This is a genomic window from Luteimonas mephitis DSM 12574, from assembly GCF_000422305.1.
Classification (GTDB): Bacteria; Pseudomonadota; Gammaproteobacteria; order Xanthomonadales; family Xanthomonadaceae; genus Luteimonas; species Luteimonas mephitis.
Genome location: NZ_KE383816.1, coordinates 624,563 through 644,444, shown reverse-complemented (window position 1 = coordinate 644,444; position 19,882 = coordinate 624,563). Strand labels below are relative to the sequence as shown.

Here is a 19,882-nt window from a genome sequence, read left to right as displayed (position 1 = left end):
ACGCGCGGACCGCGGGGAAAGTGGTGTCCGCGCATCCCGCGCAGCCCGGGGACAGCTGCGGACGCATCGCCGGACGCGTCGAGGGGTTCGACTGGAGCGACATCGCGACGCAACTCGATGCCCATGGCAACGCGCGCCTGCCGGGCCTGCTGTCGCGCGACCAGTGCGACGCGCTGGCCGCGCTGTACGACGACGAGGCGCGGCACCGCAGCCGCGTGGTGATGGCGCGGCACGGGTTCGGCCGCGGCGAGTACCGGTACTTCCGCTACCCGCTGCCTGCGCCCGTGCAGGCGCTGCGCGAATCGCTGTACCCGTGCCTGGTGCCGGTGGCCAACCGCTGGAACCTGGCGATGAAGGTCCACGTGGCGTATCCCGGCGCGCACGCGGATTTCATCGACCGCTGCCACGCCGCGGGCCAGTCGCGACCGACGCCGCTGCTGCTCAGGTATGGCGAGGGCGACTACAACTGCCTGCACCAGGACCTGTACGGCGAACACGTGTTCCCGCTGCAGGTCGCGGTGCTGCTGTCGCAGCCGGGGCGCGAATGCGACGGCGGCGATTTCGAAGGCGGCGAGTTCGTGCTCACCGAGCAGCGGCCGCGGATGCAGTCGCGCACGGAAGTGGTGCCGCTGCAGCAGGGCGACGCGGTGGTGTTCGCCGTCCGCCAGCGGCCGTTGCCGGGCGCGCGCGGCAACTACCGGGTGAACATGCGCCATGGCGTCAGCCGGCTGCGGCGCGGGCGACGGCACGCGCTCGGCGTGATCTTCCACGACGCGGCCTGAGGCCGCCGGCACCGACATGCACGCGCCGATGCACGACCTGTTCGACGCCGCCGGAGCGGATGCGGGCAGCGCGACGCAGTTCGCCGAAGATGCGTGGCTGCTGCGCGGCTTCGCCCTGGATCGCGCGGCGGCGCTGCTGGAGGCGATCGATGCGATCACCGCGCAGGCGCCGTTCCGGCACATGGAAACGCGGCGCGGGCTGCGCATGTCGGTGGCGATGAGCAACTGCGGTGCGCTCGGCTGGGTCAGCGACCGTCGCGGCTATCGCTATGCGGCCCGTGACCCGCTCGATGGGCAACCGTGGCCGCCGATGCCGGCGGTGTTCGCGCGACTGGCGGCACAGGCCGCGCGTGCGGCGGGATTCGACGGCTTCAAGCCGGATGCGTGCCTGGTCAACCGTTACGAACCCGGCACGCGGCTGTCGCTGCACCAGGATCGCGACGAACGCGATTTCGCGGCGCCGATCGTGTCGGTGTCGCTGGGCCTGCCGGCGACGTTCGTGTTCGGCGGCGCGGCGCGTGGCGACCGCGTGCAGCGGCTGTCATTGCGCCACGGCGACGTGGTGGCCTGGGGCGGCGCATCGCGCCTGTTCCACCACGGCGTGCTGCCGCTGGCCGAAGGCAGCCATCCGCTGCTCGGTGCGCGGCGGATCAACCTGACGTTCCGGCGCGCGGGTTGACGCCGGTTTCACGCAGGAGCGCCCCATGGGCGCGATCGGCATTCCCGCTGAAGTCCGAGCGCGCCCGTGGGGCGCTCCTGCGGGCGCGGACATCAACGCGTCAGGGTGCGCCGCAGGTGGTGTCGTTGAGGATCTTCGTGACCCGTGCGAACTCGTCCTGCAGCCGCGGCTTGTCGGCGCCGGGCGCGTAGCGCCAGGTCGATTCGATCTCGCGCTGGCGCTGTTTCCAGCCCTCGCACGCCGCGCCGTCCGGCACGCGCGCGCACAGGTCGTATTTCATCTCGCAGGCCTGGCCGCCGGCGCGGTTCGGATCGCCGGCCAGGCCGGTGGTCTGCAGCGCCACGCAGCGCGGCTTGGGTTCCGGGTCTTCGCTGAGGTACCGGTCGTTGTCCCAAGTGCTGCACTGGTACAGCGGTGGCGGCGGCAGGCGTTGCGCATCGGCCAGTTTGGCCGGCGGCGGCGCCTGCGGGCGCTCGGGTTCCGCGGGCGCGGGCACCGGCTCGGGTTCCGGGGCCGCGGTGACGACCGGCGGCGGCGCCTCGAAGCGCGGGATCACCATCGGGGATTCGACCACCTGCACTTCCTGCCTGCTGCCCTTCGGGCACGGCGTACCGTTCTGGATGGTCAGTGCGCCGAGCGCATCGGTGCAGCGGTAAATGGTGTCCTGGCGTGTTTCCTGCGCAGGAGCCAGCGTGGCCGCTGCCAGCAGCACGGCCGAAAACACCACACGACGCATCAGGTTCCTCCGCAATCTTCCGACAGGCGCGCGTTGATGCCGCGCTCTTCTTCGGCCAGTGTCGCACGCTCGTTGGCCTGGGCATTGAACCTGCGCGTGCGGATGGTTTCGCGCCGGTCGCGCAGGCGGGCGCAGGTTTCGGCCTGCGGCAAGGCATGGCAGGTATCGCGCACCCAGCGGCCGCCGCCGTAGCCGATGCCATGGCCGTGGTGGTGGCCGTGGCCATGCCCATGCCCATGCCCGTGGTCGGGCGGAGGCGGCGGAGGTGGAGGAGCCGTGGAATCGGTGGTGCGGAAGCGCGGCCTTGGCTGCCCGTCGCCGCCGCTCTGGGGGCCGCTCGCGCTGGCAAGCCATATCGGCCGGGCCGGCGCGGCCTGTCCGCGGCTGGGGACAATGCCCGGTGCGAGCAGCGGCGCGGCGTCGTGGTACGACCAGTCATCGTAGGGAATCCAGCGCGGGTTGCCCTCGTCGTCGTCGCTGGTGTAGCGGCTGCCGTCGTCGCGCACGCATTCGTACATCACCCGCGGCGCGTGCCGCGCGACCACCGCTGGCGTCGACGGTTCCGGCGCGGGCTGCAGAACCGCCGGCGCGGCGGATCCCGCGCGCGGCGGCGGGTCGGCGGGCTGGATCATCTTCCGCACCCGCTGCGACTGGTCGCGTGCGCACGGCGAATCCTGCACGGTCAGGTGGCCGCCGGCATCGGTGCAGCGATAGATGGTGATGTCGCCGTCCTGCGCGATCGCGCTGGCGGCGAACAACGGCGCCGACAGCAGCACCAGCAGGCAGGGCAGGCGAGTGGCCATCGCCCGATAGTGCGCGCAGATCCTGCGCAGGGAAAGGGCAGGCGTCGCCGATCCCGGCTCCCGCGCGGGCGGGTTCATGCCGCGCTCATCCACGCGGCATGCGCTGGTGGCGCGATCCACTTCTCGTTCGCGTATTCGATCCGCATGGCGCGGATTGCCCTGCCGTCGCGTGATTCGAACGTCTCCGTCGCGCGGTGGTCGGCATCGACGACGCGCAGGGTTTCACGGCCGGGTATCCGCGCGCCGCTGGCCGTCGGGTCGGCCGTCTCCGCCGGTGATGGTGCAAGCCTTCGTCGCCGGGGCGTAGGCGCCGTCGAGACTGGACCCGTCCGCGGGGCGGCACATGTCGCGACGCGGCAGCGATTCAGGCGCGGATTTCGGCGCCGCTGCGGGCGTCGCGGATCGGGGTCGGGCGGGCCAGGTCGCCGGTGTCGCCGGACACGCAGCCGTCGATGGCGGCGAGCAGGGCGGGGTCGATCGACGCGCGCGTGCGCGGCGGCGCGGCGCCGGCCGGATTGGCGCTGGTGGAGACCAGCACGCCGCCGAAGGCTTCGCACAGCGCAACCACGACAGGATGCGCGCTGACCCGCATCGCGACGCCGGCATGGGCGCCGGTGATCCAGCGCGGCACGCGCGCGGTGGCCGGCATGATCCACGTGTGCGGGCCGGGCCATGACGCAAGCACTTCGTCGCGGCGTTCGCGCGGCAGGGCGTCCCAGTCGACCAGGCCGTCGAGCTGCGCGGTCGATGCGGCGATCAGGATCAGGCCCTTGTCGACCGGACGCTGCTTGATCGCCAGCAGGCGCAGCACGGCGGCCTCGTCGAAGGGATCGCAGCCCAGGCCCCACACCGCTTCGGTGGGATAGGCGATGACGCCGCTCGTGCGCAGGGCGGCGGCGGCTTCGGCGGCGGACAGCTGGGACATGGCGTGATTGTAGGCCGTAGGTCGGGGCTACGCCCCCGACCTGCGACAGGGTGTGTCAGAACGGAGCGTCGTCGTCCGTGATCGCGGAGGCCTTCTTCGCCACGGTTTTCTTCGTTGCCTTCTTCGTTGCAGCTTTCTTGGCCGGTGCCTTCTTCGCTGCCGCCTTCTTCGTCGCGGCTTTCTTCGTTGCGGCTTTCTTGGCCGGTGCCTTCTTCGTTGCCGCCTTCTTCGCGGGGGCCTTCTTTGCCGGCGCCTTCTTCGCCGCCGCCTTCTTGCCGAAGCGGCCACGCATCGGCTTGCCGGTTTCCTCCATCAGCTGCACCACTTCGGCCAGCGTCAGCGATGCCGGTTCGCGGTCCTTGGGGATGCGGCCGTTGAGCTTGCCATCGCTGATGTACGGGCCGTAGCGACCGTTCAACACCTGGATGTCGCTGCCGTCGAACTCCTTGATGATCCGGTTGCGGGCGATCTCTTCCTTTTCCTCGATCAGGAACACCGCGCGCGCCAGGTCGATGGTGTATGGATCGTCCTCCTTCTTCAGCGACGCGTACACGCTCCCTCTTTTGGCAAAGGGACCGAAGCGGCCGATGCCGACGCTGACTTCCTCGCCGTTGCTCTCGCCCAGCTTGCGCGGCAGCCGGAACAGGTCGATAGCCTCTTCCAGCGAGATCGTGTGCATGCTCTGGCCGGGGCGCAGCGAGGCGAAGCGCGGCTTTTCCTCCTCGTCTTCGGCGGTGCTGCCGATCGCCGCGTACGGCCCGTAGCGGCCGAGCCGCACGCTGACCGGCTTGCCGGATTTCGGATCGATGCCCAGCTCGCGCGCGCCGGTGGCCTGGCTGCGGTCGACGCTCTCGGTCTTCTCGTCCACCAGTTCCTTGAACGGGCCCCAGAACTTCTCCATCAGCGGCACCCACTCTTCCTCGCCGCGCGACACCGCGTCGAGTTCGTCCTCGAGTCTCGCGGTGAAGTCGTAGTCGACGTACTGGGTGAAGTGCCCGGACAGGAAGTTGGACACCGCGCGGCCGACGTCGCTCGGGCGGAACGCGCGGCCTTCCATCTCCACGTACTTGCGGAACAGCAGCGTCTGGATGATCGAGGCGTAGGTGGACGGGCGGCCGATGCCGTATTCCTCCAGCGTCTTGACCAGCGAGGCTTCGGTGAAGCGCGGCGGCGGCTGGGTGAAGTGCTGGTCGGCGTGGATGCGGTCGAGCGGCACGCGGTCGCCGGTCTTCATCGCCGGCAGCTTGCGGCCTTCGTCCTCGTCGTCCTTGCCCTTGGCGTCCTTGCCTTCCTCGTAGACGGCGAGGAAGCCCGGGTCGACCACGGTGGTGCCGCTGGCGCGGAAGCTGTGCTCGCTGCCGGCGGCGAGGTCGACGGACACGGTGTTGAGCGTGGCCGGCACCATCTGCGAAGCGACGGCGCGCTTCCAGATCAGCTCGTACAGGCGGCGCTCGTCGTCGGACAGGAAGCGCGCCACCTGCGCCGGCGTGCGCAGGGCGGAGGTCGGGCGCACCGCCTCGTGCGCTTCCTGCGCGTTCTTGCTCTTGGTGGTGTAGAAGTTCGGCTTGTCGGGCAGCGCGCCGGTGCCGTAGTCGCGCGCGATCACGTCGCGGATCTCGCCAAGCGCTTCGGCCGACAGGTTCACCGAGTCGGTACGCATGTAACTGATCAGGCCGACCGTGCCTTCCTCGCCGATCGCCACGCCCTCGTACAGCTTCTGCGCGACCTGCATGGTGCGGCGGGTGGTGAAGCCGAGCTTGCGCGAGGCCTCCTGCTGCAGGGTCGAGGTGGTGAACGGCGCCGCCGGGCGGCGCTTGCGCTCCTTGCTGGCGACGTCGGTGACGTGCAGCGCGCCGCTGGCGGCCGACACGATGCGCCGGCGCGCCTCTTCGGCGGTGTCGCCGTCAGTGACGGTGAACTGCTCGAACTTCTTCCCGTCGAGCCGGGTGAGCTTGGCGGTGAAGGCCTGCGCGGGATGCGCGCACTCGGCCTCGATGGTCCAGTACTCGCGCGCGACGAAGGCCTCGATCTCCTCCTCGCGCTCGACGATCATGCGCAGCGCCGGCGACTGCACGCGCCCGGCCGACAGCCCGCGCTGCACCTTGCGCCACAGCACCGGCGAGAGGTTGAAGCCGACCAGGTAGTCCAGCGCGCGCCGCGCCTGCTGGGCGTCGACGAGGTCCGAGGCGATGTCGCGCGGATTGGCCATGGCCTCGCGGATCGCGCGCGGGGTGATCTCGGTGAACACCACCCGCTGCACCGTCTTGTCCTTGAGCAGGCCGCGTTCGCGCAGGATCTCGGCGATGTGCCAGCTGATCGCCTCGCCCTCGCGGTCCGGGTCGGTGGCCAGGTAGATGCCGTCGGCGGCCTTGGCGGCCTTGGCGATGGCGGCGACGTGCTTCTCGTTCTTTTCGATCAGGTCGTAGCGCATCCGGAAGCCGTGCTCCGGATCCACCGCGCCCTCCTTCGGTACCAGGTCGCGCACATGGCCGTACGAGGCCAGGACGGTGAAGTCCTTGCCCAGGTACTTGTTGATCGTCTTGGCCTTGGCAGGCGATTCGACGATGAGGAGGTTCTTGGCCATGGGTGGTGGAGCCTGTCCTTGCGGTGCGTGGCGTGGGGCCGCGGCAATATAGGGGTTTGGAGAAGACGACGCCCGCAGCCTTGGCCACGGGCGTTCAGGTTTGCACCTATTTATAGTGGAATCACGCCATGGCAGGCGTTGTCAAGCGCCCGGGCCTGCCCGGCGGGTCAACGGCCGGCCCCGGCCATTGCGGCCAGGCCCGCCACCACCATGATCAGCCCCACGAACAGCAACCCGCCGAGCACCAGCACCACCACGGCCAGGGTGCCCAGTTCCTCGCGCTGCTGGTCCGGATAGGCGGTGAACGCCCATTTGTCGACCACCACGGTATCGCAGATCATGTCGTGCAGGCACTGCTTGCGGGCGGTGAAGGCCGCCATCAGGAAGCCGATGCCGAGGACCAGGCCGCTCAGGATCATGGCGAAATAGCGCGCGAAACCGCGCCAGAAACCGCAGCCCTCGCCGTCGCCGCGGACCACCTTGATGCCGATCGCCATCTTGCCCGGGGTGGCCTGCTGCACGGAGGCGTAGAACCAGCCGTAATAGCAGGCGGTCAGCACCAGCGAGACCAGCTGCACGACGCCCTGGATGGCGAGCGCGCCGCCGTTGTCGAGGCCGCCGCCCAGGCCAAAGGCCGCGCCCATCAGGCCACCGATCGCGGCGCCGACCACCATCGCGATCACGCCGATGATCACGCTGTCGATCAGGTAGGCCGCGACCCGTTTCCAGAACCCCGCATAGACCACCTGGCCGTCCAGGTACACGTCTTCCACGCGCTGCACCGGCGCCCGCGGCGGGGCGTAGGGCGAGCGTGGTTCGGCCATCGTGTAGGGGCTGGAGAAGGCGTCCTCGGGTGCGTCGGCCGCGGCCGTCGCAAAGCTCGCCCGGGCCGGTGCGGGCGCCGCCGGGGTGGCGGCGACCACTTCGTCGATCATGCTGTGCCACGGCTGCCACTGGGCCAGGCCTTCGCGCCAGACCAGGGTGTCGCCTGCCAGCTGGCCGTTGGCGTGCAGCATCGCCAGGTCGGCGGCGCTCACCGGGCCGTGGCGGTTGCGCTCGTAATCGCTGTAGTACCACTGGGCCATGGCCGGGGTTCCGTGCTTGGGTCGTCGGGAGATCGGGCGCGCGCCGGTCAGCCGGCGCGGCAGTGCTGCGGGCGATAGCGGGCGGGCAGGTCGCCGCCCGTGCAGTCCCAGCCGCCCAGGTCGCCGTCGTCGTGGGCTTCGAACACCCAGGTCTTGCCCTCGATGGCGCTGTTGCCGTGCAGGGTGAACTCGAATGCGCAGTTGCCGCTGGCCAGCGCGCCGAAGCGCAGCGTGGTGGTCTTCTCGATCGCCGAGAACTGCCGCAGCAGCGGCGCGAAGTCGTCGTTGCCGGGGCAGCGGTCGTGGGCGTCGCGAAACTCCTCGACCGCGCGCTGCATCGCCGGGGCAGCGCCGATGAGGCCGGCGGTGGCCTGCGCGCGGATCGTGTAGTCCTGGTAGGCGGGGATCGCGATGGCGGCCAGGATCGCCAGCACCGGCACTGCCAGCACCGCGCCCACGATCGCCACGATCGCGCAGCCCGACAGGCCCCGCTTCGGCGTTGGCATCGCGCCGCGCTGCAACGGCCGTCCCATCGGCGTGCGCGCCGTGGCCGGCGCTGGCTGGACCGGCGATGCCGCGGGCGGCAGCGGCGGCGGCAACGACGCGTCCGGGATGACCGTGTCGAGCTGCAGTTCCTCGGAGAAGCGGTCCAGCGGCTGCCATTCGCGCGCACCGGCGTGCCAGGCGAGGGTGTCGCGCTGGATGCGGCGGTCGACGTAGCGCGCCCGCAGTTGCTCCGCCGACAGCGGGCCGACGCGGCCCTGGGCCGGGTCGTGGTAGTACCAATCGGTCATCTGATCCCCTGTGTCCCCGTCGCGCCCGGCGTGGCCGGATGCCATCCCTGGAACGGTCCGCGCCTCCCCGGCGCGGCCGTCGAAATCAAGTGGTTGCTAGTGCACCGGTTCCGGCTCGTCGACGAACATCTGCGTTTCCATCCACGCATACGCGGCCTCGGAGCCGGGCTGGTTGAACAGCACCATCAGCACGACCCACTTCAGGTCGTCGAGGTCGAGCTCGTCCTGGTCCAACGCCATCGCGCGGTCGAGCACCAGCTCGCGCTGGTCGGCGTCGAGGATGCCGTGCTGCTCGAGGAACAGCAGGAAGCCGCGGCATTCGACGTCGAGCTTGTCGAGCTCCGGGCCGAAGTACACGCGGGTCGGGCCGTCGGTGCGCGGGATCGCCGCGCTCGGGCGCTGTTCGGCCAGGGCATCGAGCCAGTCGAAGGCCTTGCTGATCTCGGCGGGGCTGAATCCGGCCTGGAGCAGGCCTGCCTGGAGGGAGTCGCGGTCGCGGACGAGGTCCGCGTCTTCGGTGAAGTAGTGCTCGAACAGATAGAGCAGGACGTCCAGGATGCTCTCTTTCATTTCCCCCGGCCTGCGCCTGGAGGCGCGGTGTTCGCGGTGTCATGGCGCCTTCGGGCGTAGCGGCCGTGAGCCACGGCGACGCGTCCCTCCAGTTCCATGACAAGCAGCATGGATGACAGTTCGGCGGTCGTCAATCCGGTGCGTTCGACCAGCCGATCCATACCGGTTGGGTCATGCCCGAGGGCCTGCCACAAGCGGTTGTAGTCGGGATCGTCCATCACATCGGCGCGTGTGGCACCGGCGGAAGGCGTCCCGGGCCCTGAGCTGGGGGCGGCCAGGCGCTGGCGCAAGGCGTCGCCGAGTTCGGCCGCCAGCGGCGCGACGGCGGCCGTCACTTCGCTGGCGGCCTCGACCAGTCCGGCGCCGTCGCGGATCAGGCGGTGGCAGCCGCGCGCCATCGGGTTGTGGATCGAACCGGGCACGGCGAACACGTCGCGCCCGGCGTCGCTGGCCAGGCGCGCGGTGATCAGCGCGCCGGAGCGCTCGGCCGCCTCGACCACCAGGACGCCCAGTGCCAGCCCGGCGATGATCCGGTTGCGGGCGGGGAAGAAGCCGCGCTGGGACGGGGTGCCGGGCGGGTATTCGCTGACCACCGCGCCACGCTCGGCGATGCGCGCATGTAGGCCGGCGTTGGCGCGCGGGTAGGGCACGTCGATGCCGCTGCCCAGCACCGCCACGGTGATGCCGCCAACGGCGAGCGCGGCCTCGTGCGCGGCGGTGTCGATGCCGGCGGCCAGGCCGCTGGTGACGCCCAGGCCGGTCGCGGCGATGGCGCGGGCGAAGTCGCGGGCGTTGTCGCGCCCGCCGGCGGTGGGCGAGCGGCTGCCGACGACGGCGACGGCCGGATGCCAGAGCAGCCCCGGGTCGCCGGCCACGAACAGCGCCAGCGGCGGATTGGCGGCGCGGCGCAGCAGCGCGGGATAGTCGGGGTCGTGCCAGCCGAGCAGGTGGTGGCCGGGTTCGGCCAGCCACGCGTGGGCGAGGTCGCGATTCGCCGAAGGCCTGGCGGTGTCGGCGATCGCCCGGACCTGCACCTCGTCGCAGCCGGCTTCGCGCCATGCCCGCGGTCCCGCGGCCAAGACCGCGACCGGGTCGCGGTGGGCGTCGAGCAGGGTGCGGCGCGCAGCGGAACTGCCGCCGGCCTCGATCAGGCGCAGCAGCGCGTCGTGTCTGGTTTCGGTCATTGCGCCAGCGTAATGCGGAAACGACGACGGCGCCCTCGGGCGCCGTCGCGTTGCTGGGTCAGGAAACCCTGATTTCCAGCCCGAACCTCAGTACGGCGCGTCCGGATGCTTGAGGTGGTAGCCGATCGCGGTCGGCTTGACGCCGTCCATGATCAGGCCGTAGCTGACCTTGTCGTAAGTGCGGAACACGATCACGTGGCCGCTGTACTCGTCGGGCAGGCGCACCTTGTCGTTGAAGCTGACCGCGCCGGCCGGATAGTCGGCGCTGTGCTCGACGCGATCGACGACGTTGCTGCCTTCGCGCCAGACCGAGAACACGGTGCCGTTGTCGACGCCGTCCTGGCGGCCGACCGACAGCGCCACCACGTCGCGCGGACCGCCGTAGGACAGGTTGTCGGTGACCGCAAGCACGCGGGCCCGGCCGTATTCCATCTGCTGCTTCGGCGGATGCGGGAAGAACTGCAGGTCGTAAGGCTGCGCGTCGACCGCGATCAGGCGGTCGCCGATGCGCACTTCGCGGCCGGCCTCGTCGAGCAGCACGGTGCTGGCCTCGATGCCGCCGACTTCGCCGCGGGTCACGGTGCCGATGTTCACGCGCATCAGCTCGTAGCCCAGCGTCTCGCCGCCCTTGTCCGGGAACACGACGTGGTTCCAGTACTTGCCGAAGTCGACGTCGCGACGGCCGCGATAGTCGAGGTCGTCCTTCTCGAGCAGGTCGCAGCACATGCCGGCGCGCTCGAGGCGGGTGTAGCGCACGGTCGGGCGCACCACCAGGTAGCGCTGGCCGGGCGTGGCGGCGGACAGCCCGCGCACGTACACCACCTGGTCCTTGCTGCCGCGCAGGCGGTCTTCCTCGAGGCCGACCACGTAGGGCAGCTGCTCGAACTGGTCGACCACGCGCAGGTCCTTGAGGAACGGCTCGATCTCCGACAGCGGGATCGCGTTGATCGGCTGCGCATCGGTCCGCGGGCCCTGCTGCAGGGTGACCCGGTCGAGGTAGGCGAGGCTGATCACGTCGCCCGGATAGATCAGGTGCGGATTGCGGATCTGCGGGTTGGCCTGCCAGATCTCCGGCCACAGCCAGGGATGCTGCAGGAACTTGCCTGCGATGTCCCACAGGGTGTCGCCGCGCACGACGACATAGGTGTCGGGATGATCGCCACGGACGCCCTGCGCCATGGCGTAGCCCGCCACCATCAGCAGTGCGGTTGCAAGACCCGTGCGGAGCCCCTGAGTGAAGCGCTGCTTGAAGCAACGCTGAAGGATGCCGGCCATCTACTTGCTCCCCTTGGAAATTTCCGGAATTTCCCCATTCCAGCCGGGGCACTATAGCCTACAAAACCCGGCCCCACGCAAGCCTGCGAGGGCTACAATTCAAGCTCTGGCTCGCGGTTGTGACCGATGCCACCCTTTGGGCTTCGATGATCGGCGTCGGACTCGTTCCGCCGGTCCCGGACCCGACCGAACCCACCGTACACACCTCCAGAACGCCACCCAATGCCCCTGCTTCCGATCCTCGAACTGCCGCATCCGCGCCTGCGCAACGTCGCCGGCGCCCTGGATGTCGAGCGCATCGCCACTCCCCAGTTCCAGCGCCTGCTCGACGACATGTTCGAGACCATGTACATCGCGCCCGGCATCGGCCTGGCCGCGACCCAGGTCGACGTGCACGAGCGCTTCATGGTCATCGACGTCAGCGAAGGCCGCGACCAGCCGCTGGTGTTCATCAACCCGGTGATCCGCCGCCGCACCGAGCAGCTGCGCGAGCACCAGGAAGGCTGCCTGTCGATCCCCGGCATCTATGCCGACGTGACCCGCGCCGACGGCATCGAGGTCGAGGCGCTGGACCGCCACGGCAAGACGTTCGTGCTCGAAGTCGACGACCTGCTGGCGACCTGCGTGCAGCACGAGGTCGACCATCTCGACGGCAAGCTGTTCATCGACTACCTGTCGCCGCTCAAGCGCGACCGGGCGTTGAAGAAGTACGACAAGCTGCGGAAAAGCCGGGATTAGGAATTAGGGATTGGGGATTCGGAAGAGCGCCCGCGCGATGCGATGCCTGCCGCGCCCGGGAGTGTCGTTTGCGCGGATTGCCCGTTCGAGAACCCCGTTCGTCGCCAGTGACGCCAATGGCGTGAGTCCCACCCGCTTTTCCGAATCCCCAATCCCCAATCCCTGATCCCGACACCCATGAGACTCGTCTTCGCCGGTACGCCCGAATTCGCCGTACCTTCGCTGATCGCCGCCGCCAGCCGCCAGGAAGTGGTGGCCGTCTATACCCAGCCCGACCGCCCCGCCGGCCGCGGCCGGGTGCTGGCGCCGTCGCCGGTCAAGCGCGCCGCAATCGAACGGGGCATCCCGGTGCTGCAACCCGAATCGCTGAAGTCGCAGATCTCCCGCGACGCGCTGGCCGCGCTGCAGCCGGACCTGCTGGTGGTGGTCGCCTACGGTTTGATCCTGCCGCCGAAGATCCTCGCGATCCCGAAGTTCGGCTGCTGGAACGTGCACGCATCCCTGCTGCCGCGCTGGCGCGGCGCGGCGCCGATCCAGCGCGCGATCGAAGCCGGCGATGCGCAGACCGGTGTGTGCCTGATGCAGATGGAAGCCGGCCTGGACACCGGGCCGGTGCTGCTGTCGCAGTCGCTGGCCATCGGCGCCGATGAAAACGGCGGCCAGCTCCATGACCGCCTCGCCGCGCTCGGCGCGCAGACGCTGGCCGACGGCCTCGGCCTGCTGCGCGCGGGCATGCGCCCGGTGCCGCGGCCGCAGCCCGCCGAGGGCGTGACCTATGCGCACAAGCTCGACAAGGCCGAAGCAAAGCTGGACTGGTCGCAGCCGGCAGCAGTGCTGGCGAACAAGGTGCGCGCCTTCAACCCGTGGCCGATGGCCGAGGCGATGGTGGCAGGCGAGCGCCTGCGCATCCATGCCGCGACCGCGCTGGCGCTTGACCACGGCGCCGCGCCCGGGAGCCTGCTGGCCGCCGGCCGCGATGGCCTGGATGTCGCCTGCGGCCAAGGCGCGCTGCGCATCCGCACGCTGCAGCGCGAGGGCGGCAAGGCGATTACCGCCGCGGATTTCCTCAACGCGCGGCGCGACTTGCAGCGGTCCTAGGCCGGCCCGCGCCCGGCCCGAATGCGGGGATGGTGGTGCTGGTTCCTGCAAGCCGCGATTTTCCGCGGATCGCCACGATTGCGACCAAAGCCGGTTGCGGCGTCAGCGCGGCTTGGACGGCAGCGGGAAGGGGGTCACCACGCGCTCGCCGGATTCGGCGTCGCGGATCGCCGACTGCCCTTTCTTCTCGACTTCCTCCACGCGCACGATGCTCTGCAGCGGCAGGTGCAGCACGCGGGTGTTGCCGAACTCGGCCTGCAGCCGCTCCTCGGTAGGGTCGACCACCACGCCGCCGTGCACGTCGAACACCAGCTCGCCGACTTCGGTGAAACCCCAGATCCCGCTCGCGGCCACGTGCCGTGCATACAGCTCGTAGACCTTGCCGTGGTTGTGGAAGACGATTTTGTACAGGGACCTGGACATAGCGGGATTATAAGGCGCCGGTATTCGGGATTCGGGATTCGCAAGAACGGTTCGTCGCACAACTCGGTCCGATTGCGACTTTTCCCAATCCCCAATCCCCAATCCCCAATCCCGACTCTTCCTCAATACCCCTTCAGCTTCCGCAGCCGCCGCGCGATGCCCCTGCGCGCCAGCAGCGCGAACACGATGCCGAACGCGAAGCCGGAGATGTGCGCCGCCCAGGCCACGGCGCCGAAGGCCGGGCCGATGTAGGCGAAGACCACCTGCAGCAGCGCCCAGATCCCGATCAGCAGCGAGGCCGGCGCGCGCACGAACTCGAGGAACAATCCCAGCGGCAGCACCACGCCCAGGCGCGCATTGGGGAACAGCGCCAGGTACGCGCCGATCACCGCCGAGACCGCGCCGCTGGCGCCGATGATCAGGCGATCCGGGCTGCCGATCGCCAGCACCGCGACGAAATTGGCCAGGCAGCCGCCGACCAGGAACAGCAGCAGGAACCGCCACGGCCCCATTACCCGCTCGGCGGGCAGGCCGAAGATCAGCAGGAACACCAGGTTGCCCAGCAGGTGGGCCCAGTCGGCGTGCAGGAACAGGGCCGTGAACAGGCGCAGCCAGTGCTCGCCATCCGCCCACGAGCGCAGGATGTCCGCCGGCAGCTGGCCGCCGCTCAGCGCCCCCCATTCGAGCAGCAGGGCCCGCTGTTGCCCGCCCGGCCGGGTGCTGGCCCACAGGAAGGCCAGCCACAGCATGGCCACCAGGGTCGGCGTGGCCCAGCGCAACTGCTGGCGCTGGCGGGTGGGAATGGAGACGAACATCTGCAGGTTCGGTAGCGGCAGCCGGGGCCAAGATACCCGGTTGGCCGGAGTGCGCCACACTTGACGTGGACGCTTGCGCACGCGTCCACACGCCACGGTATAGTGCCCCCGCGTCGTCGGTCGGGAGGGGGCTTCCGGCAGGGCTGGCCAGGGCGGGGGACATCGCCCATGCCACGCGGCGTACCCGAAACCTGTCTACGGAGAGAGACCCAGCAATGCAGACCCATCCCCGCCTCATCCAGATCACCGCCCTTGCGCTCGGCATTGCCGGCGCCATGGCCTTCACCCAGGCCCACGCCGCCGCCTTCCTGCTGAAGGAAAACAGCGTCAAGGCCCAGGGCCGCTCGATGGCCGGCGCCGCGTCCGCGAAGGGCGATGCCTCGGTGGTCGCCAACAACCCGGCGGTCATGTCGACGTTCGACAAGAACACCTTCCAGGCCGACATGACCGCGATCGACCTGTCGTTCAAGTTCACCGGTGGTGGCCAGGCCGCGGCGGGTTCGCCGCTTGCGCAGCCGCTGACCGGTGGCAACGGCGGCGACGCCGGCGGCCTCAACGCGGTTCCGGCCATGTCGTTCATCATGCCGCTCAGCGGCCAGTTCGAATACGTGACCCTCGGCGCCATGATCAGCGCGCCGTTCGGCCTGAAGACCGAGTACGACGACAACTGGGTCGGCCGCTACCACGCGATCAAGTCGGACGTGAAGATCATCGACCTGACCCTGGCCGCCTCGCTCGACCTGAGCGACCGCTTCTCGGTCGGCGCCGGGCTGATCTACGAGCACTCCGACGTGACCCTGTCCAACGCCATCGACTTCGGCAGCGGCATCTGCGCCAATCCGCAGACCCAGCCGCTGTGCTTCATGCCCAACCCGGTGACCGGCCCGTACGGCCCGCAGAAGCAGGACGGCAAGGTGTCGGTGAACGGTACCGACAACACCTTCGGCTGGATCCTCGGCATGAACTGGCGTCCGACCGACAGCCTGTCGTTCGGCTATTCGCACCGTTCCGAGGTCGACCATGAAGTCCGTGGCACCGCGACCTTCACCGTGCCCGGCACCGCCGCGTTCATCACCGCCGGCGGCGCGTACACCAGCGGACCGGCAGGCGCCAAGCTCACGCTGCCCAGCACCGACACCTTCAGTGCCACCTGGGATGCCACCGACAAGCTGACCCTGATGGCCGAAGCCACCTTGGCCGGCTGGGATTCGCTGAAGGAAATCCGCATCGAGTTCGACAACCCGGTGCAGCCCGACGCGGCCGAGGACTACAGCTGGAAGGACAGCTGGTTCTACTCGGTCGGCGCCGAGTACAAGTTGAACGAGCGCTGGACCGTGCGCGGCGGCGTCGCCCGCGACGACTCGCCGGTCAGCCTGCCGCACCGCACCCCGCGCATGCCCGACCAGGACCGCATGTGGTACTCGCTGGGCGCAACCTGGGCGGTGAGCGACAGCTTGGACATCACCGCCAGCTACTCGCGGATCCAGCTGGCCGATACCCCGGTCATCGGCATCGCCTCGTCGAGCGGCTCGTACATCAGCGGCAAGTACGACGGCGGCGCGGACAACTACGGCATCTCGGCGCAGTACCGCTTCTGATCCGCGCTTCACGCAACAACAAAAAGCCCCGCTTCGGCGGGGTTTTTTTGTGGCTTGCCGCAGGTCGGGGCTACGCCCCCGACGGCTTTACGCCATATGGGGCCAAGGCGTCGGGGGCGTAGCCCCGACCTGCGCCGTCGCCATCGGGATCAAACCCGCCCCGCGGTAGGAGCGCCCATGGGCGCGATCGCTTTTCGGAACATCTGTCGCGCCCATGGGGCGCTCCTGCGGGCCCGCTGCAGCGTGGCGGGCGTCCGTCCGCATGCGACGACGTGATGCGTCGCGAGCCGCTTACTCGCCGAGCGTGAGCAGCGAGGCGTTGCCGCCGGCGGCGGTGGTGTTGACCGACACGGTCTTCTCGGTGGCGAAGCGCGGCAGGTAGTGCGGGCCGCCGGCCTTGGGGCCGGTGCCGGACAGCTTCTGGCCGCCGAACGGCTGCACCCCGACCACCGCGCCGATCTGGTTGCGGTTGACGTAGACGTTGCCGACGTTGGCGCGCGCGACGATGCGTTCGATGGTCTCGTCGATGCGCGAGTGGATGCCCAGGGTCAGCCCGTAGCCGGTGGCGTTGATCGCATCGACGACCTGGTCGATCTCGTCGGCCTTCCAGCGGATCACGTGCAGCGCCGGGCCGAAGTTCTCGCGGGTCAGCTGCGACAGCGACTGCAGCTCCCATGCGCGCGGGGCGAAGAAGGTGCCGTGGGCGACGGCGTCGCCGCTGCCGTCACCGGGCATGGCCGCGGTCGCGATCGGCCTGGCGACGCCTTCCATCTTCGCCGCGTGCGCCTCGAGCAGCTTGAGTGCGTCGGTGTCGATCACCGGGCCGACGTCGGTCGACAGCAGGCCGGGATCGCCGACGGTCAGTTCGGCCATCGCGCCGGCGAGCATGCCGATCACCTTGTCGGCGATGTCGTCCTGCACGAACAGCACGCGCGCGGCGGAGCAGCGCTGGCCGGCGGAGGTGAAGGCCGAGGCCAGCGCATCCTTGACCAGCTGTTCCGGCAGCGCCGAGGAGTCGGCGATCAGCGCGTTCTGGCCGCCGGTTTCGGCGATCAGCACGCCGATCGCGGCGTCGCGCGCGGCCAGCGCGCGGTTGATCGCGCGCGCGGTGTCGGTGGAGCCGGTGAAGGCGACGCCGGCCACGCGCGGGTCGGCGGTCAGCGCGGCGCCGACGGTGGCGCCGTCGCCGGGGACGAACTGCAGCACGGCTTCCGGCACGCCGGCCTCGTGCAGCAGCTTCACCGCGTAATAGCCGACGAGGTTGGTCTGCTCGGCCGGCTTGGCGACCACCGCGTTGCCGGCGGCGAGCGCGGCGGCGATCTGGCCGCTGAAGATCGCCAGCGGGAAGTTCCACGGGCTGATGCAGACGAACACGCCGCGCCCGGCGAGCTGCAGGGTGTTGGATTCGCCGGTCGGGCCCGGCAGCGCGTCGACCGTGAACTGCTGGCGCGCCTGCCCGGCGTAGTAGCGCAGGAAGTCGACCGCCTCGCGCACCTCGGCGACGCCGTCGGGAATGGTCTTGCCGGCTTCCTTCGTGCACAGCGCGATGTACTGCGGCATGCGCTGTTCCATGAGGTCGGCGGCGTGTTCGAGGATCGCCGCGCGCGAGGCCGCGGGCGTGCGGTCCCAGGCCGGCTGCGCGGCGACCGCGTTGGCCAGCGCCTTCTCCACGGTGGCCGCGTCGGCGGCCTGCCACTGGCCGACGGTCTGGCGACGGTCGGCAGGATTGGTCACCGCGATGTCGGGTCCGGACACGCTGGCGCCGGGCACCAGCGGCGTGGCGCGCCACGCGGTGGCGGCGGCGGCGTTGACCTGCTCGGCCAGCGCGCGCAGTTGATCGTCGTTGGCAAGGTTGGCGCCCATGGAATTGGTCCTTTCGAAGCCTGCGCTGCGGTACAGCTCGGCCGGCAGCGGAATGCGGGGGTGCGGGATTTCGTCGAACGCGGCCACGGTCTCGACCGGGTCGCGGATCAGGTCGTCGATGGCGACGTCCTCGTCGGTGATGCGGTTGACGAAGCTGGAGTTGGCGCCGTTCTCCAGCAGGCGCCGGACCAGGTACGGCAACAGGTCCTCGTGCGAGCCGACCGGTGCGTAGACCCGGCAGGGCACGTCGAGGCGGTCGGCCGGGATGACCTCGGCATACAGGTCGTCGCCCATGCCGTGCAGCTTCTGGAACTCGTAGCGGAAGCCGTCGCCGTCGCGCGCGCCGCCGAGCATCACCCGCGCCAGGCGGTGGATCGCGGCGATGGTCTGCGCGTTGTGGGTGGCGAACATCGGGTAGATCGCGTCGGTGGCCGCGAGCATGCGGCGCGCGTTGGCCTGGTAGGACACGTCGGTGTTGGGCTTGCGGGTGAACACCGGGTAGCCGCCCACGCCGTCGACCTGGGCGCGCTTGATCTCGCTGTCCCAGTACGCGCCCTTGACCAGCCGCACCGGGATCCGGCGGCCGTGGCGGCGGGCGAGGTCGGCGATCCAGTCGATCACGTACGGCGCGCGCTTCTGGTAGGCCTGCACGACGATGCCGAAACCGTTCCAGCCTGCCAGCGAGGGATCCGACCACGCCGCCTCGATCACGTCCAGCGACAGTTCCAGGCGGTCGGCTTCCTCGGCGTCGATGGTCATGCCGATGCGGTAGCGCTTCGCGCGCTGGGCCAGGCCGAGCAGGCGCGGCGCGAGTTCGGCCAGCACCCGCGCGCGCTTGGCGTGCTCGTAGCGCGGATGCAGCGCGGACAGCTTGACCGAGATCGACGGCGCGGTGATCTCGTCGGCGAACTGCCCGCTCTGGCCGATCGCGTCGATCGCGCTGCCGTAGGCCTCGAGGTAGCGGTCGGCGTCGTGCTGGGTCAGCGCGGCTTCGCCGAGCATGTCGTACGAATAGCGATACGCGGCGTTGGCGCCCTTGCGCGCGCGCGCCAGCGCCTCGGCGATGCTGCGGCCCATCACGAACTGGTGGCCCATGATCTTCATCGCCTGCCGCACCGCGAGGCGGATCACCGGCTCGCCGACCCGCCCGACCAGCCGCTTGAAGGCGTTGTGGACGTCGCGGCGGGTGTCGTCGGCCAGGTCCACCAGGTGCCCGGTCAGCATCAGGCCCCAGGTGGAGGCGTTGACCAGCACCGAGTCGGACTGGCCCATGTGGCGCTTCCAGTCGGCCTCGCCGAGCTTGTCGCGGATCAGGCGGTCGGCCGTGCCCTGGTCCGGAATGCGCAGCAGCGCCTCGGCCACGCACATCAGCAGCACGCCTTCTTCGCTGCCCAGGTCGTACTGGCGCATGAAGGCCTCGATCGCCCCCTGGTCGGCGGCGCGGGCGCGGACCCGGCCGACCAGGTCGGCGGCGGTGGCCTGGATCGCCGCTCGGTCGGCGTCGCCCCATCCGGGATGCGGCTGGCGCGCCTGCGCCAGCATTTCGCGCACATGTTCAGCTTCATCGCGGCTCCAGGCCGCGGTGATGGCCGCGCGCAGCGGAGCCGGCGGCGGCGGAAGTTCTGGAGACAGGATGGCGGTCACGGGGCACCCGGGCACGTAAGGCCGGCGATTCTAGGCCTTGCGCGCGCGTGCGAACAGCCGGGACGCTGTGTGGACCGGCACGCCGCCGCGCGCCATTGCTTGCCCGCAAACGCCGGTCGCAGCTACCATTTGGAGGTTATCCGCAGCCCGCCACCGGCCCTGCGCACGTTTCCTGGCCCTCTCCGGGCCGCGTGCGGGATCGGTCGCGTACTCGCCAGCCATGACGCCAACGAGGCATTCGGGGTTCGATGTGATGCAAGCCGGTCAGCTGAAACAAATGCGCACC

17 protein-coding genes are annotated in these 19,882 nt (G+C 70.1%); 5 read left to right on the top strand and 12 right to left on the bottom strand.

Annotated features, from left to right (window positions below; all coding sequences use genetic code 11):
- The first annotated feature begins 23 nt into the window (after nt 1–23).
- Together H570_RS0113000 and alkB are read left to right on the top strand one after the other, a co-directional pair.
- Nucleotides 24–782, top strand: coding sequence for a 2OG-Fe(II) oxygenase (locus H570_RS0113000; RefSeq protein WP_027081116.1), 759 nt, complete (start codon nt 24–26; stop codon nt 780–782).
- Between the two features lie 16 nt (nt 783–798).
- Entirely contained in the window at nt 799–1,461 is a 663-nt protein-coding gene (gene alkB / locus H570_RS0112995) for a DNA oxidative demethylase AlkB (protein WP_027081115.1), read from the top strand.
- A 100-nt stretch (nt 1,462–1,561) separates the two neighbouring features.
- Here alkB and H570_RS0112990 read toward each other — a convergent pair whose 3' ends face one another.
- The 9 genes from H570_RS0112990 to H570_RS0112950 form a co-directional block, all read right to left on the bottom strand.
- A complete protein-coding gene (locus H570_RS0112990; RefSeq protein WP_027081114.1) occupies nt 1,562–2,197 on the bottom strand; it encodes a hypothetical protein in 636 nt (211 codons plus the stop codon).
- On the bottom strand, nt 2,197–3,000 hold the full coding sequence (locus H570_RS0112985; RefSeq protein WP_027081113.1) for a DUF4124 domain-containing protein: 804 nt from the start codon (nt 2,998–3,000) through the stop codon (nt 2,197–2,199). The genes H570_RS0112990 and H570_RS0112985 overlap by 1 nt, the downstream gene beginning before the upstream one ends.
- A 364-nt stretch (nt 3,001–3,364) precedes the next feature.
- Complete coding sequence (gene tsaC / locus H570_RS0112980; protein WP_027081112.1) at nt 3,365–3,925, bottom strand: L-threonylcarbamoyladenylate synthase type 1 TsaC; 561 nt, start codon at nt 3,923–3,925, stop codon at nt 3,365–3,367.
- Between the two features lie 55 nt (nt 3,926–3,980).
- Nucleotides 3,981–6,509, bottom strand: coding sequence for a DNA topoisomerase I (locus H570_RS0112975; RefSeq protein WP_027081111.1), 2,529 nt, complete (start codon nt 6,507–6,509; stop codon nt 3,981–3,983).
- 167 nt (nt 6,510–6,676) lie between these two features.
- Nucleotides 6,677–7,594 carry an RDD family protein gene (locus H570_RS0112970; protein WP_027081110.1) on the bottom strand — a complete coding sequence of 306 codons (918 nt, stop codon included), beginning with the start codon at nt 7,592–7,594 and terminating at the stop codon, nt 6,677–6,679.
- Between the two features lie 47 nt (nt 7,595–7,641).
- Nucleotides 7,642–8,388 (bottom strand): GYF domain-containing protein, encoded by a 747-nt coding sequence (locus H570_RS0112965; protein WP_027081109.1) that lies wholly within the window; start codon nt 8,386–8,388, stop codon nt 7,642–7,644.
- Nucleotides 8,389–8,484: 96 nt separating this feature from the next.
- Entirely contained in the window at nt 8,485–8,958 is a 474-nt protein-coding gene (locus H570_RS0112960) for a DUF494 family protein (RefSeq protein ID WP_027081108.1), read from the bottom strand.
- Nucleotides 8,955–10,142 carry a DNA-processing protein DprA gene (gene dprA, locus H570_RS17565; RefSeq protein WP_051176380.1) on the bottom strand — a complete coding sequence of 396 codons (1,188 nt, stop codon included), beginning with the start codon at nt 10,140–10,142 and terminating at the stop codon, nt 8,955–8,957. Before dprA ends, H570_RS0112960 begins: the two co-directional genes overlap by 4 nt.
- A gap of 87 nt (nt 10,143–10,229) precedes the next feature.
- Nucleotides 10,230–11,417, bottom strand: coding sequence for a LysM peptidoglycan-binding domain-containing protein (locus H570_RS0112950; RefSeq protein WP_084500186.1), 1,188 nt, complete (start codon nt 11,415–11,417; stop codon nt 10,230–10,232).
- Nucleotides 11,418–11,639: 222 nt separating this feature from the next.
- Between H570_RS0112950 and def the strand changes: the two genes are divergently transcribed.
- Both def and fmt read left to right on the top strand, forming a co-directional pair.
- Complete coding sequence (def, locus tag H570_RS0112945; RefSeq protein WP_027081106.1) at nt 11,640–12,155, top strand: peptide deformylase; 516 nt, start codon at nt 11,640–11,642, stop codon at nt 12,153–12,155.
- Nucleotides 12,156–12,332: 177 nt separating this feature from the next.
- Nucleotides 12,333–13,253, top strand: a complete 921-nt coding sequence (gene fmt / locus H570_RS0112940) for a methionyl-tRNA formyltransferase (RefSeq protein WP_027081105.1) — start codon at nt 12,333–12,335, stop codon at nt 13,251–13,253.
- 102 nt (nt 13,254–13,355) lie between these two features.
- Here fmt and H570_RS0112935 read toward each other — a convergent pair whose 3' ends face one another.
- Both H570_RS0112935 and H570_RS0112930 read right to left on the bottom strand, forming a co-directional pair.
- Nucleotides 13,356–13,676, bottom strand: a complete 321-nt coding sequence (locus tag H570_RS0112935) for a DUF1820 family protein (protein WP_027081104.1) — start codon at nt 13,674–13,676, stop codon at nt 13,356–13,358.
- A gap of 122 nt (nt 13,677–13,798) precedes the next feature.
- Nucleotides 13,799–14,491: a rhomboid family intramembrane serine protease gene (locus H570_RS0112930; RefSeq protein ID WP_027081103.1), complete on the bottom strand. Its 693-nt coding sequence runs from the start codon at nt 14,489–14,491 to the stop codon at nt 13,799–13,801.
- A gap of 215 nt (nt 14,492–14,706) precedes the next feature.
- Between H570_RS0112930 and H570_RS17560 the strand changes: the two genes are divergently transcribed.
- Nucleotides 14,707–16,089 carry an OmpP1/FadL family transporter gene (locus tag H570_RS17560; protein ID WP_051176379.1) on the top strand — a complete coding sequence of 461 codons (1,383 nt, stop codon included), beginning with the start codon at nt 14,707–14,709 and terminating at the stop codon, nt 16,087–16,089.
- A 291-nt stretch (nt 16,090–16,380) separates the two neighbouring features.
- Here H570_RS17560 and putA read toward each other — a convergent pair whose 3' ends face one another.
- Nucleotides 16,381–19,587 (bottom strand): bifunctional proline dehydrogenase/L-glutamate gamma-semialdehyde dehydrogenase PutA, encoded by a 3,207-nt coding sequence (putA, locus tag H570_RS0112920; protein ID WP_051176423.1) that lies wholly within the window; start codon nt 19,585–19,587, stop codon nt 16,381–16,383.
- Nucleotides 19,588–19,882 lie beyond the last annotated feature (295 nt).